The 20,550-nt window shown below is 69.1% G+C and carries 18 protein-coding genes; 7 read left to right on the plus strand and 11 right to left on the minus strand.

What is annotated here, in order from left to right; translation table 11 throughout:
• The first annotated feature begins 121 nt into the window (after positions 1-121).
• On the plus strand, positions 122-454 hold the full coding sequence (locus RJ05_RS17330; protein ID WP_104359129.1) for a hypothetical protein: 333 nt from the start codon (positions 122-124) through the stop codon (positions 452-454).
• A gap of 78 nt (positions 455-532) precedes the next feature.
• A complete protein-coding gene (locus RJ05_RS17335; protein ID WP_036538496.1) occupies positions 533-955 on the plus strand; it encodes a PPOX class F420-dependent oxidoreductase in 423 nt (140 codons plus the stop codon).
• Between the two features lie 61 nt (positions 956-1,016).
• Here the strand turns inward: RJ05_RS17335 and ilvC are convergent, their stop codons facing one another.
• From ilvC to RJ05_RS17350, 3 genes are all read right to left on the minus strand, one after another.
• Positions 1,017-2,018 carry a ketol-acid reductoisomerase gene (gene ilvC, locus RJ05_RS17340; RefSeq protein ID WP_174343942.1) on the minus strand — a complete coding sequence of 334 codons (1,002 nt, stop codon included), beginning with the start codon at positions 2,016-2,018 and terminating at the stop codon, positions 1,017-1,019.
• A gap of 70 nt (positions 2,019-2,088) precedes the next feature.
• Positions 2,089-2,592 (minus strand): acetolactate synthase small subunit, encoded by a 504-nt coding sequence (gene ilvN, locus RJ05_RS17345; RefSeq protein ID WP_014352179.1) that lies wholly within the window; start codon positions 2,590-2,592, stop codon positions 2,089-2,091.
• Positions 2,589-4,556 carry an acetolactate synthase large subunit gene (locus RJ05_RS17350; RefSeq protein WP_036538499.1) on the minus strand — a complete coding sequence of 656 codons (1,968 nt, stop codon included), beginning with the start codon at positions 4,554-4,556 and terminating at the stop codon, positions 2,589-2,591. The genes ilvN and RJ05_RS17350 overlap by 4 nt, the downstream gene beginning before the upstream one ends.
• Before the next feature lie 332 nt (positions 4,557-4,888).
• Between RJ05_RS17350 and RJ05_RS17355 the strand changes: the two genes are divergently transcribed.
• Together RJ05_RS17355 and ilvD are read left to right on the plus strand one after the other, a co-directional pair.
• Complete coding sequence (locus RJ05_RS17355; RefSeq protein WP_195026461.1) at positions 4,889-5,503, plus strand: PH domain-containing protein; 615 nt, start codon at positions 4,889-4,891, stop codon at positions 5,501-5,503.
• Positions 5,504-5,665: 162 nt separating this feature from the next.
• On the plus strand, positions 5,666-7,507 hold the full coding sequence (ilvD, locus tag RJ05_RS17360) for a dihydroxy-acid dehydratase (protein WP_036538500.1): 1,842 nt from the start codon (positions 5,666-5,668) through the stop codon (positions 7,505-7,507).
• Positions 7,508-7,590: 83 nt separating this feature from the next.
• Here ilvD and RJ05_RS17365 read toward each other — a convergent pair whose 3' ends face one another.
• Positions 7,591-8,508, minus strand: a complete 918-nt coding sequence (locus RJ05_RS17365) for a DoxX family protein (protein WP_036538502.1) — start codon at positions 8,506-8,508, stop codon at positions 7,591-7,593.
• Between the two features lie 134 nt (positions 8,509-8,642).
• Between RJ05_RS17365 and RJ05_RS17370 the strand changes: the two genes are divergently transcribed.
• On the plus strand, positions 8,643-9,755 hold the full coding sequence (locus RJ05_RS17370; RefSeq protein ID WP_036538505.1) for a PQQ-dependent sugar dehydrogenase: 1,113 nt from the start codon (positions 8,643-8,645) through the stop codon (positions 9,753-9,755).
• Positions 9,756-9,995: 240 nt separating this feature from the next.
• Here the strand turns inward: RJ05_RS17370 and gatB are convergent, their stop codons facing one another.
• The 7 genes from gatB to RJ05_RS17410 all read right to left on the minus strand — a co-directional run bounded on the left by gatB (position 9,996) and on the right by RJ05_RS17410 (position 19,700).
• Positions 9,996-11,504 carry an Asp-tRNA(Asn)/Glu-tRNA(Gln) amidotransferase subunit GatB gene (gatB, locus tag RJ05_RS17375; protein ID WP_036538506.1) on the minus strand — a complete coding sequence of 503 codons (1,509 nt, stop codon included), beginning with the start codon at positions 11,502-11,504 and terminating at the stop codon, positions 9,996-9,998.
• A 65-nt stretch (positions 11,505-11,569) separates the two neighbouring features.
• Positions 11,570-12,976 (minus strand): alpha/beta hydrolase family protein, encoded by a 1,407-nt coding sequence (locus RJ05_RS17380; RefSeq protein ID WP_051016663.1) that lies wholly within the window; start codon positions 12,974-12,976, stop codon positions 11,570-11,572.
• Between the two features lie 74 nt (positions 12,977-13,050).
• Positions 13,051-14,085, minus strand: coding sequence for an ATP-dependent 6-phosphofructokinase (locus RJ05_RS17385; RefSeq protein WP_036538507.1), 1,035 nt, complete (start codon positions 14,083-14,085; stop codon positions 13,051-13,053).
• A gap of 76 nt (positions 14,086-14,161) precedes the next feature.
• Positions 14,162-15,064, minus strand: coding sequence for a serine hydrolase (locus RJ05_RS17390; RefSeq protein ID WP_228828914.1), 903 nt, complete (start codon positions 15,062-15,064; stop codon positions 14,162-14,164).
• Positions 15,065-15,276: 212 nt separating this feature from the next.
• Positions 15,277-17,559, minus strand: a complete 2,283-nt coding sequence (locus RJ05_RS31950) for a serine/threonine-protein kinase (RefSeq protein WP_373365066.1) — start codon at positions 17,557-17,559, stop codon at positions 15,277-15,279.
• Between the two features lie 72 nt (positions 17,560-17,631).
• Positions 17,632-18,315 (minus strand): response regulator, encoded by a 684-nt coding sequence (locus RJ05_RS17405; RefSeq protein ID WP_036538509.1) that lies wholly within the window; start codon positions 18,313-18,315, stop codon positions 17,632-17,634.
• Entirely contained in the window at positions 18,312-19,700 is a 1,389-nt protein-coding gene (locus tag RJ05_RS17410) for a sensor histidine kinase (RefSeq protein WP_051016662.1), read from the minus strand. Before RJ05_RS17410 ends, RJ05_RS17405 begins: the two co-directional genes overlap by 4 nt.
• A 199-nt stretch (positions 19,701-19,899) precedes the next feature.
• Between RJ05_RS17410 and RJ05_RS17415 the strand changes: the two genes are divergently transcribed.
• Positions 19,900-20,220, plus strand: a complete 321-nt coding sequence (locus RJ05_RS17415; RefSeq protein ID WP_036538510.1) for a hypothetical protein — start codon at positions 19,900-19,902, stop codon at positions 20,218-20,220.
• Between the two features lie 83 nt (positions 20,221-20,303).
• The coding region (locus RJ05_RS17420) for an ATP-binding cassette domain-containing protein (protein ID WP_036538511.1) at positions 20,304-20,550 on the plus strand (247 nt) is incomplete at its 3' end.

Below are 20,550 nucleotides of genomic sequence, written 5' to 3' on the forward strand. Positions count from 1 at the left end.
CCCCCAGGTGCGCGCTCACGCCTCGCCCGCGCGAACCACGCACGTCCCGCGGCCAGGGCCTCGAGTCACGGCGAAGGGCTGCGATCGACAAGCATCGCGGCCGGCTGGAAAGGAAACGACAGTGTTCACGACGACATCGTCCACGGGGTTGCGCCGGACGGCGGCCCGCGTCGCCATCGCAGGCGCTATCACGGTGTTTCCGCTGGCAGCGGTAGCGGTTCCGGCCGCGGCCGACCCGGCGACGGCACCCCCGGCCATCACCCAGGTCGACCGGCCGCACCGGGATTGGGACAACCCGTGGGACCACGACCGCAACTGGGACCACGACAAGAACTGGGACCGTGATCGCCACTGGGACCACGACCGGAGCCGGGACTGGGATCGCGGCCGCGGCAACGACCCACTGTGGCGGCTGCTGCAGCGGCTGCTGCCGAGCGGATCGTTCGGCTGGTGACGATCTGCGGGCGGCACAGCGCGGGTGCCGCCCGCACCCCTTGACCTCAACCGATGTCGAGGTTTTAGCGTCGGCGGCATGGCTTATCTCACCGACGTCGAACGCGAGTACCTGCGCAGTGTACGGCTGTGCCGGCTGTCCACCGTCACCCCGGACGGGCAGCCGATGACCGTCCCGCTCGGCTTCCGACTCAACGATGACGACACCATCGACATCGGCGGCCCGAACCACGCGGCCACCCGCCGCTATCGCAATGTGCTCGTCAACCCGAAGGTGAGCGTGCTGTTCGACGATCTGACGCCGGACCGGCCCGGCGAGCTCGTACCGGGCAAGGGCCGCGGAGTCGAGATCCGCGGCATCGCCGAAACGCTCACCGTGGAGGTGCCGCCGGTGGTGCCGGAGTGGTTCTCCCACGACATCATCCGGATCCATCCGCGACGAGTGCACAGCTGGCATATCGATCCGGCCGACCCGAAAGGCCGCGCCCGCACCGTCGCCTGAGGTGTACACGCGAAAGGGCCCGTCCGCCATCGGCGAACGGGCCCTTTCTCGCGTGCGGAACTTACGCGGTTTCGGTGATCGGGCGATCCACCCAGCTCATCAGGCCGCGCAGCTTGGCGCCGGTGACCTCGATCGGGTGCTCGGCGTTCTGCTTGCGCAGCGCCTCGAGCTCCTTGTTGCCGCCCTCGACGTTGGCGACCAGGCGCTTGACGAAGGTGCCGTCCTGGATGTCCTTGAGGATGTCCTGCATGCGCTTCTTGGTGTCGGCGTCGATGACCCGCGGGCCCGACAGGTAGCCACCGAACTCGGCGGTGTCGGAGACCGAGTAGTTCATCCGCGCGATGCCGCCCTCGTACATCAGGTCGACGATCAGCTTCAGCTCGTGCAGCACCTCGAAGTAGGCCATCTCCGGCGCGTAACCGGCCTCGACCATGACCTCGAAACCGGTCTTGACCAGTTCCTCGGTGCCACCGCAGAGCACGGCCTGCTCACCGAACAGGTCGGTCTCGGTCTCTTCCTTGAAGGTGGTCTTGATGACGCCCGCGCGGGTGCCGCCGATCGCCTTGGCGTAGGACAGCGCCAGCGCCTGACCCTCACCCTTCGGGTCCTGGTCGACCGCGATCAGCGCGGGAACACCCTTGCCGTCGACGAACTGACGACGCACCAGGTGGCCCGGACCCTTCGGCGCGACCATGCCGATGGTGACGTTGGCCGGCGGCTTGATCAGGCCGAAGTGGATGTTGAGACCGTGGCCGAAGAACAGCGCGTCGCCGTCCTTCAGGTTCGGCTCGATGTCGTTGGTGAAGATCGACGCCTGCGCGGTGTCGGGGGCGAGCACCATGATCACGTCGGCCCATGCGGAAACCTCGGCGGGGGTGCCGACGGTCAGCCCGGCCTCCTCGGCCTTCGGCCGCGACTTCGAGCCCTCGGCGAGGCCGACACGGACCTCGACACCCGAATCGCGCAGGCTCAGCGAGTGCGCGTGGCCCTGGCTGCCGTAACCGATCACCGCGACCTTGCGGCCCTGGATGATCGACAGATCGGCATCGTCGTCGTAGAACATCTCGACTGCCACTGTTGTGGTTCCCTTCTCACTTGATAGGCGTTAGTAGAGCTTTGTTTTTCGGGGTAGCTCAGCGGGTTGCCGTGATCGACTTCGGCCCGCGTCCGACCGCCACCACACCGGACTGCACGATCTCACGGATGCCGTACGGTTCCAGCATCCGCAGCAGCGCGTCGAGCTTGGACCGGGTTCCGGTCGCCTCGACGGTGAGCGCGTCCGGTGACACGTCGATGACCTTCGCCCGGAAGAGCGTAACGGCCTCGATCACCTGGGTGCGCACGCTGGCGTCGGCGCGCACCTTCACCAGGATCAGCTCGCGGGCCACCGAGGCCTCGGCGTCCTGCTCGACGATCTTGATGACGTTGACCAGCTTGTTGAGCTGCTTGGTCACCTGTTCGAGCGGCAGATCCTCGACGGTGACGACGATCGTCATCCGGGAGATATCGGGCACCTCGGTGCCGCCGACCGCCAGCGATTCGATATTGAAGCCGCGGCGAGAGAACAGGCTCGCCACTCGCGCCAGCACGCCCGGCTTGTCCTCGACGAGGACGCTGAGGGTGTGGGTGCTGCTCATTCTTGGTTCCCCTCGCTGGTCTGTGCGGTGATGTCGGCGGGACGGCCGGCCTGCGTCCGATCATGGGACAGCGCCTCGTGGATGACGGCGGGCTCGGCGGCGGTCTCGTCCTCGTCGAACAGCGGACGGATGCCGCGCGCGGCCATGATCTCGTCGTTGCTGGTGCCCGCGGCGACCATCGGCCACACCTGGGCGTCCTTACCGACGATGAAGTCGATGACGACCGGGCGATCGTTGATCGACTGCGCCTCCCGGATCGCGGCCTCGACGTCTTCTTCCTTCTCCACCCGGATGCCGTGGCAGCCCAGCGCTTCGGCCAGCTTGACGAAGTCGGGGATACGCAGGGTGTGGGTGCCGAGGTCGGTGTTGGAGTAGCGCTCCTCGTAGAACAGGGTCTGCCACTGGCGGACCATGCCGAGGTTGCCGTTGTTGATCAGCGCGACCTTGATCGGCACGCCCTCCACCGCGCAGGTGGCCAGCTCCTGGTTGGTCATCTGGAAGCAGCCGTCACCGTCGACCGCCCAGACCTCCTTCTCCGGAGCACCCATCTTGGCGCCCATGGCAGCGGGCACGGCGTAGCCCATGGTGCCGAGGCCGCCGGAGTTGAGCCAGGTGCGCGGCTTCTCGTACTTGATGAACTGGGCGGCCCACATCTGGTGCTGGCCGACGCCGGCGCAGTAGATGGCGTCCGGTCCGGCCAGGCGGCCGAGCGCGTCGATGACGAACTCCGGCGACAGTGATCCGTCGCTCGGCGCGGTCCAGCCCAGCGGGTAGGCGTCGCGGATGCCGTCGAGGTAGGTCCACCATTCGTTCAGCTCGAACGGCATGGTCTGGGCCGGATCGGACTTCAGGGTCTCGATCAGCTCGATGATCACCTCGCGGCAGTCGCCGACGATCGGCACGTCGGCGTGGCGGTTCTTGCCGATCTCGGCCGGGTCGATGTCGGCGTGGATGACCTTGGCGCCGGGCGCGAAGGAATCCAGCTGACCGGTGACGCGGTCGTCGAAGCGGGCGCCGAGGGTGATCAGCAGGTCCGACTTCTGCAACGCCGCCACCGCGGCCACCGAACCGTGCATGCCGGGCATGCCGCAGTGCAGGCGGTGGCTGTCGGGGAACGCGCCACGCGCCATCAGTGTGGTCACGACCGGGATGCCGGTCAGTTCGGCCAGTTCCACCAGTTCGGCCGAGGCATCGGCCTTGATGACGCCGCCGCCGACGTAGAGCACCGGCGCCTTGGCCTCGGCGATCAGCCGGGCGGCCTCACGCACCTGCTTGCCGTGCGGCTTGGTGACCGGCCGGTAGCCGGGCAGCCGCATCTCCGGCGGCCAGCTGAAGGTGGTCTGCGCCTGCAGCACGTCCTTGGGGATGTCGACCAGCACCGCACCCGGACGGCCGCTGGCGGCCAGGTAGAACGCCTCGGCGATCATGCGCGGGATGTCGGCGCCGTCGGTGATCAGGAAGTTGTGCTTGGTGATCGGCATGGTGATGCCGGAGATGTCGGCTTCCTGGAAGGCATCGGTGCCGATGAGTCCGCGCCCGACCTGACCGGTGATCGCGACGATCGGCACCGAGTCCATCTGGGCGTCGGCGATCGGGGTGACCAGGTTGGTGGCGCCGGGACCGGAGGTCGCCATGCAGACACCGACCTTGCCGGTGGCCTGGGCGTAGCCGGTGGCGGCGTGACCGGCGCCCTGCTCGTGGCGCACCAGCACGTGGCGCACCCGCGTCGAGTCGAACAGTGGGTCGTAGACGGGCAGGATGGCGCCGCCGGGAATGCCGAATACGGTGTCGACGCCGAGCTCCTCGAGCGAGCGGACGACCGACTGCGCGCCGGTGACCCGCTCGGGCGGGAGCTGGCGGCGGTTGGCCGTGGTCGTCGCGGGAGTACCGGCAGCTGCCGGCTGGTTCGCCGAAGGCGCTGGCCTGCGGGCCGAGGGCCCGGGCCGGGCGGTTGGTGCGCTCACCGTCTTGGTTCCTTACCTCTTGTCGTTATGACCCCGGGCGAGCCGCGAGTGGCGGTGCCTGCCCGTCCGGACAGCGGTCATGGTCCGAACACAAAAAAGCCCCCGACAGCACATGGCTGTTCGAGGGTGGCGCGTCGCAGTGCGAGCTGACGTATCAGGTAGTCGGGCTCAACGCTGGACGCGCCGGCCGATTACGAGCAACTCGTTTCGATTCACGCGCATGACGGTATTTGTGCGTGAGGTGAAGAGTCAAACTGCTGGCCTACGCCGTCCCATTATGTGGGACGACAGTGGGTGCTCGAGTCCGTCCACCATGATGCGAGGATGGTGGTGTGTCATCACCGCATCAGTCCGTGCCACCGGCTAAATCGTCCCACACGTCCGACGCGGCGCCGGATACGGGTGGTCAGGCGAGCGAGGGCACACCGGCCCGTGTCATCCGCATCACACGACTGAACTTCATCGGCGTATTGGTGCTGGTGCTGTGCGTGTTCTTCCCGTTCGTCGGCTGGCCCGCCGCGCTGTGGTGGCTGTTCGCCCTGCCGATCGCGGTGTCGGTGTGGATCCTGCGCACCCAGACCACGGTCTCCGGGGACGGCCTGGATCTGCGCACGGTCCTCGGATCACGTCACATCGACTGGGCGCAGGTGCGCGGCATCCGCATTCCCAAGCGTGGGTATGTCCGGGTCCACCTCGACGACGACAGTGAGGTCAAACTACCGGCGGTAAGCTACGACCGGTTGCGCGAACTGGTGGACGCCTCGGGTGGACGAATCCCCGACCCGTTCGCCGGGCCCGCGGAACCGATCGAATCGGCGGAGGCCACTACCGATGGCACCACCGAGCCCAGCTCGGGCGCCGACCCGACCACGGGCGGCGACACACCGAGCCCCAGCGAGGCCGATACCGCGGCCGCACGCGACACCGACACCACCCCGGGCAGCTGATCTCCGCTCCCCCACCGGCACACAGCCCGTGCGCGGTGCGGGAGTAACGTCGAGGAACGCCGAGCAGTGCGTCGGCCGGACCGCCGGGCATCCCCGGCCGATCCGCCGAGCCGCTCGACGTCGTCGCATCCCAGCCCCCGCGACCCACCCGAGGACCCACCCATGCCACCGCTTCGTTCACGAACCACCACCATCGGCCGCAATGCCGCAGGCGCCCGCGCCTTGTGGCGGGCCACCGGTATGACCGACTCCGATTTCGGTAAGCCGATCGTCGCCATCGCCAACTCCTACACCCAGTTCGTGCCAGGGCACGTGCACCTGAAGAACGTCGGCGAGATCGTCGCCGACGCGGTGCGCGAAGCCGGTGGTGTGCCGCGCGAGTTCCACACCATCGCCGTGGACGACGGCATCGCGATGGGTCACGGCGGCATGCTGTACTCGCTGCCCAGCCGCGAGATCATCGCGGACTCGGTGGAATACATGGTGAACGCGCACACCGCCGACGCGCTGGTGTGCATCTCCAACTGCGACAAGATCACCCCCGGCATGCTCAATGCCGCTATGCGGCTCAACATCCCGGCGGTGTTCGTTTCCGGCGGCCCGATGGAAGCCGGAAAGGCCGTCGTGGTCGGCGGTGTCGCACAGGCGCCGACCGATCTCGTCACCGCGATCTCGGCCAGCGCGAACTCCGCGGTCAGCGACGAAGGGCTCGACGAGGTCGAGCGCAGCGCCTGCCCGACCTGCGGTTCGTGCTCGGGCATGTTCACCGCGAACTCGATGAACTGCCTCACCGAAGCGCTCGGACTCGCCCTGCCCGGCAACGGATCCACCCTCGCCACCCACGCCGCCCGGCGCGCGCTGTTCGAGAAGGCGGGCCGCGTCATCATCGACATCGCCACCCGCTGGTACCGCGATGACGACGCCTCCGTGCTGCCGCGCAATGTGGCCAACGCCAAGGCTTTCCGCAACGCGATGGCCCTCGACGTCGCGATGGGTGGTTCCACCAACACGGTGCTGCACACCCTGGCCGCCGCGCAGGAGGGTGAGATCGACTTCGACCTGAACACCATCGAAGAGATCAGCCGCAAGGTGCCGACCCTGTCGAAGGTGGCGCCGAACTCCGACTACCACATGGAAGACGTGCACCGCGCCGGCGGCATCCCCGCGCTGCTCGGTGAACTGCGGCGGGCGAACCTGCTGGAAACCGAGGTCACCACGGTGCACACCGCGAGCTTCGACGAATGGCTCGACACCTGGGACATCCGCTCCGGCAAGGCGTCCGAGGAAGCCCTCGAGTTGTTCCACGCCGCGCCGGGCGGGGTTCGCACCACCGAGCCGTTCTCCACCGACAACCGCTGGTCCTCGCTCGACACCGATGCCGAGGGCGGCTGCATCCGCGACCTCGAACACGCCTACACCGCCGAGGGCGGACTTGTCGTACTGCGCGGCAATATCGCCCCCGACGGCGCGATCCTCAAGACCGCGGGCATCGACGAGGAGCTGTTCACCTTCCAGGGCCCGGCCGTGGTGGTCGAATCCCAGGAGGAAGCGGTGTCGGTGATTCTGGCCAAGAAGATCAAGCCCGGCGATGTGATCGTGGTGCGCTACGAGGGCCCCGCCGGCGGCCCCGGCATGCAGGAGATGCTGCACCCCACCGCGTTCCTGAAGGGCTCGGGTCTCGGCAAGGACTGCGCCCTGATCACCGATGGACGCTTCTCGGGCGGCACCTCGGGCCTGTCGATCGGCCACATCTCGCCCGAGGCGGCCAGTGGGGGCGTCATCGGCCTGGTGGAGGACGGCGATCAGATCCGCATCGACGTCGCCAGCCGCACCCTCGAGGTGCTGGTCGATGATGCGGTGCTGGCCGAGCGTCGCGCCAAGATGGAGGCGCGGGAGAATCCCTGGCAGCCGGTCAACCGGGACCGCCCGGTGACCACCGCGCTGCGCGCGTACGCGGCGATGGCGACCTCGGCCGACAAGGGTGCGGTGCGGTACGTGAAGTAGTGGTGGCCGAACGAATCAGGCCATGAAGAAGGGCGCTCCCGTCGAGTGACGGGAGCGCCCTTCTGGTCGGATCCGGCGGCCGCTCAGTCAAAGGGGCCGATGCCGACCAGTGGGTTGCCGCCGTGCAGGTACCACCACGCACCCGCGGCCGCGGCGATCGCGAGCAGCAGCACGACGAACGAACCCCAGGCCGGACGGGTGGCCCAGCCGCGGCTACGGTCCAGCGCCCAGCGGCCGGGGCCGGTCAGGATGATGACCGCGGCGGTGCCCGCGAGGATGGTCTCCAACTCGACCGCGCCGGTGCCCTGGGTGTACTGGAAGTCCGGATGCATGCCCTGTTTCCAGGCCCAGGCGTCCAGGATGACGGCCAGCACGGCGCCCGCGGCCAGTGGCGTGGCCAAGCCCAGGATGAGCAGGATGCCGCCGCCGACCTCACCGGCGATGAGCATCGCGGCCGACAGCGACGGATGGTCCCAGCCGCCCTTTTCCATCATCTGGCGGGTGCCGTCGATGCCCGGGCCGTCGAACCAGCCCGCCAGCTTCTGCATGCCGTGGTAGAGGAAGGTGCCGCCGACGACCAGTCGCAGCAGGAACAGGCCGAGATCGAGGGTGCCCCGCCGGTGGTCGCCGTTGCGGCGGCGCACCCGGGCGGCCGTGGCGCCGGTGGGCGGTGCGGCGGCGGGCGGAATGCTGGCGTAGGCGTAGGTGGCGTCCGGGTCGGTGCTCTTCGCGTCGGCGCCGGCGTCGTCCGCGGCCGGGGTCGCGCCCTTGGCGGCCGCGGCGCCGGAGCCGGGGGCGGCGTCGACCTCGGGATCGAGCCCTAGCTCCTCGTCGGTGCGCGGGATCTGCTTGGTCATCTTCGGACGTTCCTCGCCCACCGCGGGGAACTCGCCGGTCGGTGAATCGTAGGGGCTGCCGACGCCGCCCTCCGACGATGACACCGCCCGCTGCTCCGCCGTGCTCGCAGCCGATTCTGGCTCGTCTTTCGACTTGTCGCTCACGCGTTCAGCCTAAGCCGCGAGGGCCCGCCGGTTAACCCTCTCGGGCGACGGCGTGTCCGGTTGACCTGTTTCGGCCACACCGAGTGGACACCCGCGGCAGGCGCGCGGACCGAGGTTTCCGTTACGTTTGGGGTATGAAGTCGGTTGGCGCGAGGCGCTTGGTGGTGGGGGTGGTGCTCGGCTCGATGCTGCTGGGTGGCTGCGCGCGGTTCGACGATTCCGCATCCAGTCCGTTCACGCCCGAGCCGACGCTGCACGGCGCGAATATCGAGCCGAAGAAACCCGATCAGCCGCCGACCTCGACCACCCGTCCCAGCGGACCGTGCATCGACCCCGATCCCGCGGTGGTGGCGACGTGTCTGGACACCACCGGCGGCCTGGTCTCGCTCGGCGGGACCGCACTGGTCACCGAACGCCGCACCGGACGGATCATGAAGGTGGTACCCGAGCAGCCCCCGGTGGAGATCGCGCGCGTCGATGTCGACGGTTCCGGCGACGGCGGACTCACCGATCTGGCGCTCTCCCCCACCTATGGCGAGGACGGCCTGCTCTACGCCTACATCACCACCCCGAGCGATAACCGGGTGGTGCGGATCGCCCAGGGCGGCGGCCCGCCGAAGCCGGTGCTGACCGGAATCCCGAAGGGCGCCACCGGCAATCGCGGGGCCATCGAGTTCACCGAACCGAACCGGATGCTGGTGCTCACCGGCGACGCGGGCAATCCGGGCGCGGCCGCGGCGCAGTCGTCGCTGGCGGGCAAGCTGCTGCGGGTGAATTCGCCGAGCCCCAACGGTTCGGCGTCGCCGGAGGTGGTGATCTCCGGGATCGGGACCGCCGGCGATATCTGCCTCGACAGCACCCGGGGTGTCTGGATCACCGATCGCACCGCCACCGAGGACCGACTGCAGCGGCTGGCCCCCGACGGCGCCGTCAGCACCGCCTGGACCTGGCCGGATCGCCCCGGTGTCGCGGGCTGCGCGGCGGCCGCCGACGGCGTGGCGATCGCCTTGACCGGCGCGAAGGCGCTCGCGCTGGCCGTCACCGACCCGGACACGCATGCGGTGACCGCGGCGCCCACGCTGGTGGCACAAGACAAGTACGGGCAGCTCAGCGGCGCTGCCTCCGGTGGCGACGGCACCATCTGGGTATCCACTGTCAATAAGAACGATGGCGGCACACCCGGCCCGTTCGACGACCGCGTGGTGCGGATTCCGCCGCCCGCCGCGGGTGGGGGCGGACCGGACTGATCCCGTTCGCAGTCCGGTCATCGCGATTGTTCGCGGTGACCGGACGCTGGGGTGCCGGCGGCTGGTGATGTCGACCGCGGAGGCGGCCCACCGTATGGGCCGGGCATCAGATGACAGCCGGGCGGGCGTGTCCTGCGCAGGTGGCATGGCCCGCGGTGGCCGTAAGGCCCGGTAGCTGCAGCCGAAAACGCGGGACGCCCGCCCACAGATCAGCGGACGGGCGTTCTCCGATCCGAAGGATCAGGCCCCGCAGGCGGCCAGCACGAGTTCGCGCACCCGGGCCGCGTCGGCCTGGCCGCGGGTGGCCTTCATGACGTCGCCGACGATCTTGCCCGCGGCCTGCACCTTGCCGGAACGGATCTTGTCGGCGATATCGGGGTTGGCGGCCAAAGCTTTGTCGACCTCGGCCTGCAGGGCGCCCTCGTCGCTGACCATGCCGAGGCCCTTGGCCTCGACGATCTGCGCGGGATCGCCCGCACCGGCCAGCACGAAGTCGACGACCTGCTTGGCGACTTTGTTGTTCACCGTCTTGGCCTCGACCAGCTTGATCACCTCGGCCACCTGGGCGGGCGTGATCGGCAGATCCTCCAGCGCGACCTCGCGTTCCTTGGCCTTCTCGGTCAGGTAGGCCACCCACCAGGAGCGGGCCTCGTTGGCCGGTGCGCCCGCGTCGACGGTGGCGATGATCAGATCGAGCGCGCCCGCGTTGACCAGATCGCGCATCACCTCGTCCGACAGTCCCCAATCGGACTGGATGCGGGCCCGGCGCAGCCACGGGTACTCGGGGATCGTGGTGCGCAGCTGCTCGATCCACTCGGCGTCCGGGGCGACCGGCCGCAGATCCGGCTCGGGGAAGTAGCGGTAATCCTCGGCGGTCTCCTTGCGGCGCCCGGGCGAGGTGGAGCCGTCGGCCTCGTGGAAGTGCCTGGTCTCCTGGACGATCGAACCGCCGGAGGCCAGCACCGCCGCCTGGCGGCGCATCTCGTAACGGACCGCCACCTCCACGCTGCGCAGCGAGTTGACGTTCTTGGTCTCGGTGCGGGTACCGAATTCGGTGGCGCCGACGGGCATCAGCGAGACGTTGGCGTCGCAGCGCAGCGAGCCCTGCTCCATCTTCACATCCGAGACGTGCAGCGACTTCAGCAGATCACGCAGCGCCGTGACGTAGGCGCGCGCCACTTCCGGCGCCCGCTCGCCCGCGCCGGTGATCGGCTTGGTGACGATCTCGATGAGCGGCACACCGGCCCGGTTGTAGTCGAGCAGCGAATGGCTGGCGCCGTGGATGCGGCCGGTGGCGCCGCCGATATGCACCGACTTGCCGGTGTCTTCTTCCATGTGCGCGCGCTCGATGTCGACGCGGAAGGTGCTGCCGTCGTCGAGCACCACATCCAGGTGGCCTTCGGTGGCGATGGGCTCGTCGTACTGGCTGATCTGGTAGTTCTTCGGCTGATCCGGGTAGAAGTAGTTCTTGCGCGCGAACCGGCCCCACGGGGTGATCGAACAGTTGAGCGCCAGACCGATGCGAATGGCCGATTCGACGGCCTTCTCGTTCACCACCGGCAGCGATCCGGGCAGGCCGAGGCACACCGGGCACACCTGGGTGTTCGGTTCGGCGCCGAACTCGGTGGGGCACCCGCAGAACATCTTGGTCGCGGTGGACAGCTCGACGTGAACCTCCATGCCCAGCACCGGCTCGTACCGGGTCACGACATCGGCGTAATCCATCAGCTCGACGGTAGGTGCGCTCATGGCGAACAGTCTATGTAAGGGCTACCGGCGGGCGTGCCGACGGTCCGCGCATGTGCGGCGCGCGGTTATTTCGCCGGTACCCGCTGGGTGAGCCAGTCCTTCACATAGTCGAGCACCTCCGGCGCGATGGTGGTCTCGATGGTCGAATATTCGCTGGGCAAGCCGCTTCCGGCGGGCTGCATCAGGTGGTTGAGCCCGGGGAAGGTGTGCACCGTGGCGTCCGGGTCGCCGGCGAGCAGATCGCGCATCGGCTGTTCGTTCTGGCTCGGCAGGACCTGCAAATCCTTCTCGCCGAAGAAAGCGAGCACCGGCACCCGCAGGGCCGAGAGCGCGGGTGCGGGGTCGTAGCTCATGAACGAGGTCATCGACGGGGTGAGCAGGGCGTCGATCTGTTCGTCGGTCATCCGCTGGCCTTCCGGCAGCGTCTGGTTGTGCTCGCGCGCGACCTGCCTGGCCTTGTCGAGATCGCCTGCCCGCATCGCGTCGGCCAGCGCGGTGATGTAGTCGACCTGTGCGGCGGTCTCCTCCGGGGACGCGCCGCCCGCGGCGAACAGTGCGCGGTTCTGTTCGATCAGCACATCACCACCGGGAACGGCGGGGCCCGCCATCAGGATCGCGAAAGTCACCCCGCTGTCGGGTTTCGAGGCGACCAGCGGGGCCAGGTAGCCGCCCTCGCTGTGCCCGAACAGGCCGATGCGCGCCGGGTCGATGTCGGCACGGTTGCTCAGGTAGTCCACCCCGGCGGCGGCATCGCCGGCCAGGTCGTCATAGGTGGCCTGATCGAGGTTGCCGCTGGTGCCGCCGACGCCACGGTCATCGGTGCGCAGCACGGCGTACCCAGCGCGGGTGAGCGTATCGGCGATCAGCAGAAAGGGCTTGTGCCCGAACAGTTCTTCGTTGCGGTCCTGCGGGCCGCTGCCGGTCAGCATCAGCACGGCCGGGAACGGGCCTTCGCCTTCCGGCTTGGTCAGCGTGCCGGCGATGGTGATATCGCCGTTGGCGTAGGTGACGTCCTCGGACACGTAGGGGAACGGCGGTTTCGGTTCCTGCGGGCGGGCCGCGGCTGGGATCGCCCCTCGGTCCATCACCAGCGCGAACGTCTGCCCGGACTGGGTGAAGTCACCGGTGATCTGCCCTGCGGCCGAATCGAGGCGGCCGCGGAAGGTGGGATCGCCCGGTATGTCGGGAATGGTGAACTCCACCTGATCGGCCTTCGCGGAGACCGCCGACAGCGGGGCATCGGCGACGCCCTGGGACGGGATGTCGATCGTCGCGCTGTCGACGGCGCTGAACGTCACCCCGACCTCGAGCGGCTGGCCTGGCACGTCGATCGTGCCGTGCCAGTCGCCGAGCACCGGATTCTCGCCGCTCGGCCCGGCATCGGAGGCCGACCCGGAATCACCCGAGCAGCCGGCCACGACCATCGCGGCCACCATCGACAGCACCAGCACCGCCACTCGTCGCGCACGCATGATCTTCACAGTACTGATCGCGCACGCGTTTCCGGGGGAGGTTCGCAGCGATGCGACGCCGACCCCCGGAGCGCTCAGCCGAAGAACGCCTCGGCTTCCCGATACCGCTCGGCCGGGACCCGCTTGAGCTGTTTGGTGGCCTCCGACAGCGGCACCAGGCCGATCTCGGTACCCCGCAACGCGACCATCTGCCCGAAATGCCCGGCGTGCACGGCCTCGGCGGCATGCAGTCCGAAACGAGTGGCCAGCACCCTGTCGTAGGGGGTGGGGCTGCCGCCGCGCTGCACGTGCCCGAGCACCGTGGTGCGAACCTCTTTGCCGATCCGGCGCTCGATCTCCACGCCCAGCTGCTGCGCGACGCCGGTGAACCGCTCGTGCCCGAACTCGTCGACACCACCCTCACGCAGGGTGAATCCGGAATCGGGCGCGGGATGCGACCCTTCGGCCACCACACAGATGAAATGCTTGTCGCCACGCTGGAAACGGCGTTTGATCATCGCGCACACCTGCTGCACGTCGAAGGGAACCTCCGGTACCAGCGTGAGGTGCGCGCCCGCGGCCATGCCCGCGTGGATCGCGATCCAGCCGGCATGCCTGCCCATCACCTCGACCAGCATGACGCGCTGATGCGATTCCGCGGTGGTGTGCAGCCGGTCGATCGCCTCGGTGGCGATGGCCAGCGCCGTGTCGTGGCCGAATGTGACGTCGGTGCAGTCGATGTCGTTATCGATGGTTTTGGGGACGCCGACGACCGGCACACCTTCATCGGACAGCCAGCTGGCCGCGGTGAGCGTGCCTTCACCCCCGATCGGAATGAGAGCCTCGATGCCGTTGTCGTCGAGGGTCTGCTGAATCCGGCCGAGCCCCTCGCGCAGCACGTCGGGATTGGTGCGTGCGGTGCCGAGCATGGTGCCGCCCTTGTTGAGCAGCCGGTCGGTTCGGTCGTCGTTCAAGATCTGGATCTTGCGATCCTCGAGTAGGCCGCGCCAGCCGTCCTGGAAACCGACGATCGCGTCGCCGTAACGCCCGTTCGCGGTGCGTACGACGGCGCGGATCACGGCATTCAGCCCTGGGCAGTCTCCGCCTCCGGTCAAGACTCCGATGCGCATGGCCGCTATCTTGCCTCGCATCGGGCCTCGATGGAGCCTCGCCCCCGTGAACGATGAGTAACAGTGACCGCGAGACTCAGGACGGACACTGCCCGCCGCTGAGTTCGCGCAGATGCTGCGAGATCAACGTCGCCATCTTGTTCAGCATGGTCATTCCGTCGGAGAAGTTGCCCGAGGCCGGCTGAGCGGCGAACGCGACCGCGATCTGCCCGCCCGCCGCCGGGACCAGGCCGAATTGACGCACCAGATAGGCGCCTTCGGAATCGGGACCCCAGCCGCCCTTGAAATCGGCGGTCTCGAACACCGAACCAAGCCCCCACTGGTGATTCGGAATGATCTGCCCCATCAGGGCGACGACCTCCGCCGAGTCCGGCAGGCACGGCAGCCGCGAGGCGAAGCGCACCTGATCGGCCAGCGCCCATTCGGCCTGACCGAAGGCCGAGAACTCCGCCCTGGCCTTGGTGGCGGGAACGGTGGTCACCGCGTCACCGCCCTCGCGCAAGACCGATTGCACGGCCTGCGCCGCCTCCTGCGGGGTGCCGAGCGACTGCCACAGCGCGTCGGCGGCGGAGTTGTCGGAGGCGGTGATGGCGGCGGTCGTCGAATACGACGGGCTGCCCTGGCTCTTGCGCAGCGCGGCAATGGCCAACGGCACCTTCATCGTCGACCAGGCCGGGCCGGTGGCCCAATCACCGAAGGTCACCAGCTTTTCCCCGCCGACCGGCATGATCGCGAGGCCGAGCCGTCCCTGCTGATTCTTGCTCAGCTCGGCGATATCGGCGGCCAGCGTGCCGGGGACGACGATCGAGAGACCCTCGTGCTCGGCCTTTGCCGCGGCCTCGGTGACACTCGGCATGGACGGGGCCGCGGGCTCGGCCTCGCTGCCGCACGACACCACCAGTAGCGCCGTCAGCACGGCGACGACCACGGCCGCCTGCTGTCGGATCTTCGGGAAGCGCCCCGCTTGTTCAGTTGGCATGTTTCGACACATTCTGGTTGCGGTCTCCCCCCGGTCTCGGCGTCGGCGCAGCATCCGGAAACCGTACTCGTTCGGCGCCCCGGCCGCCTGTTGCGTTGCTGCGGCAACGGCCCGGGGCGCCGAGAATACCCGATGCCTCGCGACCGAACCCGGTTACGCACAACCGATCTCGTCGACGCGACTACTGGACAATCGACCGGATTCGCTTGACCTCAGTACACGTACACCACGGCGTTGTCGCCGCCGGTGCAAGTGACGAGCCGATCCTGCTCGGAGCAGCTCATGGTGTAGGTCCGGCCGGTGATGGGGCTGGCGGCGACGACCGACGCGGGCGCGCTACCGCGACCACCGCCGGCCGCCGCGGCGTAGGCCTTGCGGACCTCCTCGGCGAACTCGCAGCTGGTCACCGTGGTCCCGGCCGCGGCGTTGGCGAAGGCGACCGTCGCCGGCGGGCCACACGGCCGGGCACCCGGTGGCAGCGCGATCGGCGTCGGCCGGGCCGAGGTGGTCGAGGTCCTGGCCGAGCCGGTGGCGCCGCCGGTGCGCGCCGCCGCGGACGTGGGCGCCGCGGCGGTGGTCTGCGCGGTGGTCGACTCGGAGTCATCGGAGCCGAACATCTGCAGGCCGACCACGGCGCCGATGGCGATGACGGCGACCACCAGCACACCGATCACGATCGGCAGCACGACCGAACGGCGGCGGCCCTGTGGTGCATACGGGTCGTGCGCGTAGGGATCGTGTGCGTAGGGATCGGGCTGGTATCCGGCCGGTCCGGCGGGCGGGTAGCCACCGGGCGGGTAGCCACCCTGATCGGCGGCGTATTCCTCGCCGTAGCCGCCGCCGGCACGTCGATCGGGGGTCCCGTATCCGGCGGGCTCGCCGTACGACGGAGGCGGAGGCGCGCCGTAACCGGCGGGCTGGGGGTGGCCCGGTGACGACCCATAGCCGGGAGTGGGGGCGGGCGCCGGTTCTACCGGGGCGCCGTAGATTCGGGTTTCCTGATCGGCGGGATAGCCGTCGGCCGGCCGGTGGTCGGCAGGGTGATCGTCGTCCTGGCCCGCACCGAGACCAGCTGCGCCGTAGATCCGGGTTTCCCGATCTGCCGGGTAACCGCCGCGATCGGGTTCGGCGCGGTAGTCGCCGCCGGCGCCGGGATGGCGGACGGTGGGCGCCGATTCGGCGGTGCCGTAGACGCGGGTCGTCTCACCGGGTGGATACGGGGCATCACCGCCGCGACCGCGCGCTGCGGGGCCCGGCTCGTCGCCGGCTCCGGCGCCGGTGGACGCCGAGGCGGCGATCCCACCGAGCAGGGTGGGCGCGCCCGCGCTCGCATAGCCGCTCACATCGGGCCGCGCGGCGGGATCGACCGCGGGATGCAGTTGCGCGCCCTCGTACAGGTGCGCGTCGGGGAACGGGCGGACCTGCGGCACCGGGCCGGTTCCCGGCGCCGTCGCGATCTCCTGGGTCGGCAGGGTGAACTGGGTTTCGGTCGGGCTCACCTCGGTCGGCCTGCTCGGGCGGATGACGGGCAACGACACTTCACCGGTCGACTCCGGCGCCACCGCGCTCAGCTCACCGGTTCGCGACGGGTCCGGCGGGCGCACAACCAGACGCGCGAAACCACCGGTCGCGGGCGCGGACCCGGCCGCAGGGGCGCCGGCGGCGGCAGGCAGAGCGGCCCTGGCGGCGCGGGCGAGTTCGGCCGCGGTGGGGAACCTGTCGTTCGGATCTTTGGCCATGCCGCGCGCGATCACCGCGTCCAGTGCGGCGGGCACCCCGGGGCGTTGCACGCTCGGACGCGGCGGCGGTTCGGCCAGATGCGATCGGATCAGCACGCTCATGCTGGCCGCGGGGAAGGGTGAGGCGCCGGTGAGGCATTCGTGCAGCACGCAGGCCAGCGAATAGATGTCAGCGCGGCTGGTGACGGGGCCGATGTCGAATCGTTCCGGCGCCATGTAGGTGTAGGAACCGATGGCGACACCGACCATGGTGATGGCGCTGTCGCCTTCGGTGTGGGCGATGCCGAAATCGGCGAGGTAGGCGAAGCCGGCCTCGGTGACCAGGATGTTGGCAGGTTTGACGTCGCGGTGCACGAGTCCGTCGGCGTGCGCGGCGTCCAGGGCGGCGGCGATCTGCTCGATGACGGACACCGCGCGGTGCGGGCTCAGCGCGCCGCTGGTCTGCAGGATCGTGCGCAGATCCGAGCCCGGCACCAGCCGCATGTCGATGAACAGCCTGCCGTCGATCACGCCCCAGTCGTGAATGGGGATGATGTGCGGTTCGGCCAGCCGCGCCGCGGCCTGGGATTCGCGGCGGAACCGGACCTGATACTCCGGGTCCTGGGCCAGTTCGTCGGAGAGCAGTTTGAGCGCGACTACCCGGTCCTTGACCGTGTCGTAGGCCTCGTAGACCTCACCCATTCCCCCTTTGCCCAGCAACGACCGCAACTCGTACGGCCCGAACCGTTTTCCCACGTCGGACCCAGGTGCCACCACCGGCGTCTATCCTCCACTCCCGGGCGCCGGCGGTCGCTGCGACCGTGCGGTCATGGACGCCGAACCTGCCCGTCAAACAGTGGATTGTCCTGGTGAGACCACCCCGTGGTCAAACGCGAACACGATCGCGGCGGCCCGGTCACGCAGATCCAGCTTGCCGAAGATGTGTCCGACATGGCTTTTCACGGTGACCTCCGAGATGCCGAGCTCACGCGCGATCTCGGAGTTCACCCGACCGCGGCCGATGAGCTCGAGAACTTCGTACTCGCGGGCGGTCAGCTCGGCGAGCCTGGCATCGGTCGGCGTCGCCGGGCGCACCGTGCGATAGGCCGACAGCACCCGGCCGGTCACCGCGGGGTCGAGCCAGGCGCCGCCGCCGGCCACGGTGCGCACGGCGCGGATGAGATCTTCGGCCGGGGAGTCCTTGAGAATGAATCCGGCCGCGCCCGCGCGCAACGCCCCGGACAGCAGTTGATCGTCGTCGAAGGTGGTGAGCACGAGCACCGGCGGCGCGTCGGCGCGCATGCGCACCAGCCGGGTGGCCTCGATGCCGCCGACCCGTTTCATCCGCAGATCCATCAGGATGACGTCGGGGCGTGCGGCCGAGATGACGGGCACGACCTCGTCGCCGTCGGCGCATTCGGCGATGACGAAACCGTCGCGGCGGCGCAGGATCCGGCGTAGTCCGCCGCGCACCAACTCCTGATCGTCGACCACGAGTACCGCGATCGTGGTCTCCGTTGCCGCTGTGGTCACATGTTCTCCTGTCTGATCGGCCCACTGCGCCCGAAGGCCACATCATGGTCGCGCGGCCCCTTCGACCCAAGGGTGACCGGAAGCCCGCCGGTCAGCCATCCGCAGAGCGCGCTCGTGCGTGGCGGGACGTGCGGAAATCGCGCCTCGACCGACCAGCCGTCGTCGTCCGGACCCGCGGTCATCCGGCCGCCGAGCAGTTCGGCTCGATGGCGCATCCCGGTCAACCCCATTCCTGTCCCGACGGTGAGCGCGCCCGCGGGCAAGGTGTTGGCGACGACCAGGGTGACGGTCGCCGGGTCGACCGTCAGCCGGAAACGCACGTCCGCGCCCGGCGCGTGTTTGGCGATATTGGCCAGCGACTCCTGGCCGATGCGGTAGAGCGCGAGGCCGACGGCGGCGGAGACCGAGTCGAGGTCGCCGGTGATCTCGGCGTCGATGGACAGCCCGGCCCGTGCGAAATCATCGATCAGCGCGGCGATGTCCTCGGCGCTCGGTTCGGCCAGATGTTTGGACGGACCGTCCAGCAGCCCGACGGTACGGCGGATATCGGCCATCGCCTGCCGGCCGAGGCGTTCGGCGTCGGTCAACGCGTCGACGGCCTCGTCCACGTCGCGGTCGGTTTGTAGCGAGTGCCGTGCGGCGGTGAGATGCAGCAGGGTGACGCTGAGCGAATGCGCGATGACGTCGTGCACCTCGCGGGCGATGCGCCTGCGTTCCTCGGCGGCCGCCTGGGCAGCGCGGATGCCCTGGTATTCGCGTTCCTGATAGAGAAACCGGCGCTGGGATTGCAGCATCACGCCGACCATCCAGCCGAGCACCACCCCCAGCGCGTACATCGGCATCCCCTCGAAGGGCACCGTACTCTCGAGCCAGGGCAGTTTGCCGAAGCTGTCGAAGGCCACGAGTATGCCGATCGAGACCACCACGAACGGCACGCTGACCCGCTTGGTGGAGATGGCCGCCACCTCGCCGGCCGCGATGACCAGCACGAATGGCGCGAAATCGGCGGCGACGGGTTGGGCGAGGTAGATCGCCGTGGCGGACAGCGAGGTGATCATCAGTTGCGCCGGTGTGGGGACCACGCCGAGGAATGCGAACAACGGCAGCGAGATGAACAGCAGCACCAGCGCCAGCAATGGCAGCGCCGACGGGAAGTATTCGTGCCGCTGGATGGTCGCGGCGATGCCGGTGAGCAGGAATGCCAGGTCGGCGATGATGACCACCGCGGGCGGGTAGTCGAACGGCAGCTCGTCGAGGTTGCGCCGGAACTCCGCTCGCGGATGGCGCACGAAGGCAGCGATCCGGTCGCGGATGCGCCCGCTCTCCCGGAACGGCGCCACCGGGCCGACGAACCCCGGCTCGGGTGTGACGCTGCTCGCACTCATCCTGTCAGGATATTCGCCCGGCCGGCCCGGGCACATCGTCCCGGAAACGGGCCACGCCTCCACCCACGGTAGGAGAAGGATTCGCGTCCCTGGCACGACGACAAGGCGGTCGCCGCGTTTGTAGCGTGAATTCCACGCACTCGAGTGGCGTGGATCCGCACCCAAACCCGAAGGCCCAGCTCACGAAAGGCCAGAAGCCATGACCTGGGAAGACCAGCACACCCGCATCGACATCATGCACACCGTGCTCGCTCGTGCGGCGACCGATCCGCACCGCCCCGACCTCTTCGACGGCCTGCCCGACCTCGACCGCCTCTTCGGCGGGCGGGAGGGCTTGCTGCTGGCTCTGCGCAACCGGTGGAACCTGCACCTGGAAGCCAAGCTGGACGAGGCCTACGAGCAGGGCAGGCCCGAGCTGGAGGCCTACCTCGAACTGTGCGCGCAACAGCCCGAACTCCACGCCCTGCTCGACGGCCCGAATCGGCGCCACCCGAGCGCGTCCGAGGCGATGGCACGGTAGCGTCGCACCGGCCGATCCCGGAGGCGTATCCGAACACGCGCCTACCCAACGATATACACGCTAGAGAGAGGGCGGGGAACGCGATGACGCAACCAGCCGTGCTGGAACTGTCGAACGTCAACAAGGAGTATCTGGTCGGCGACCAGGTGGTACGCGCCCTCGACGGGATCAGCCTCGACATCGCGGCGGGCGAGTTCACCTCGATCATCGGCCCGTCCGGTTCGGGCAAGAGCACCCTGCTGCATCTGCTCGGCGCGCTCGACAGCCCCGACTCCGGCTCGATCCGGTTCCAGGGTGAGGAGATCGGCAGCCTCGACGAGGAGCGGCAAT

It is taken from the genome of Nocardia cyriacigeorgica NBRC 100375 (assembly GCF_000308555.1).
GTDB lineage: Bacteria > Actinomycetota > Actinomycetes > Mycobacteriales > Mycobacteriaceae > Nocardia > Nocardia cyriacigeorgica.

Excerpts from the sequence above, each read along its gene's own strand:
- RJ05_RS17335 (WP_036538496.1), top strand. The coding sequence starts at position 533 with ATGGCTTATCTCACCGACGTCGAACGCGAGTACCTGCGCAGTGTACGG.
- ilvC (WP_174343942.1), bottom strand. The coding sequence starts at position 2,018 with ATGTTCTACGACGACGATGCCGATCTGTCGATCATCCAGGGCCGCAAG.
- ilvN (WP_014352179.1), bottom strand. The coding sequence starts at position 2,592 with ATGAGCAGCACCCACACCCTCAGCGTCCTCGTCGAGGACAAGCCGGGC.
- ilvD (WP_036538500.1), top strand. The coding sequence starts at position 5,666 with ATGCCACCGCTTCGTTCACGAACCACCACCATCGGCCGCAATGCCGCA.
- RJ05_RS17370 (WP_036538505.1), top strand. The coding sequence starts at position 8,643 with ATGAAGTCGGTTGGCGCGAGGCGCTTGGTGGTGGGGGTGGTGCTCGGC.
- gatB (WP_036538506.1), bottom strand. The coding sequence starts at position 11,504 with ATGAGCGCACCTACCGTCGAGCTGATGGATTACGCCGATGTCGTGACC.
- RJ05_RS17380 (WP_051016663.1), bottom strand. The coding sequence starts at position 12,976 with ATGCGTGCGCGACGAGTGGCGGTGCTGGTGCTGTCGATGGTGGCCGCG.
- RJ05_RS17385 (WP_036538507.1), bottom strand. The coding sequence starts at position 14,085 with ATGCGCATCGGAGTCTTGACCGGAGGCGGAGACTGCCCAGGGCTGAAT.
- RJ05_RS17390 (WP_228828914.1), bottom strand. The coding sequence starts at position 15,064 with ATGCCAACTGAACAAGCGGGGCGCTTCCCGAAGATCCGACAGCAGGCG.
- RJ05_RS17410 (WP_051016662.1), bottom strand. The coding sequence starts at position 19,700 with ATGAGTGCGAGCAGCGTCACACCCGAGCCGGGGTTCGTCGGCCCGGTG.
- RJ05_RS17415 (WP_036538510.1), top strand. The coding sequence starts at position 19,900 with ATGACCTGGGAAGACCAGCACACCCGCATCGACATCATGCACACCGTG.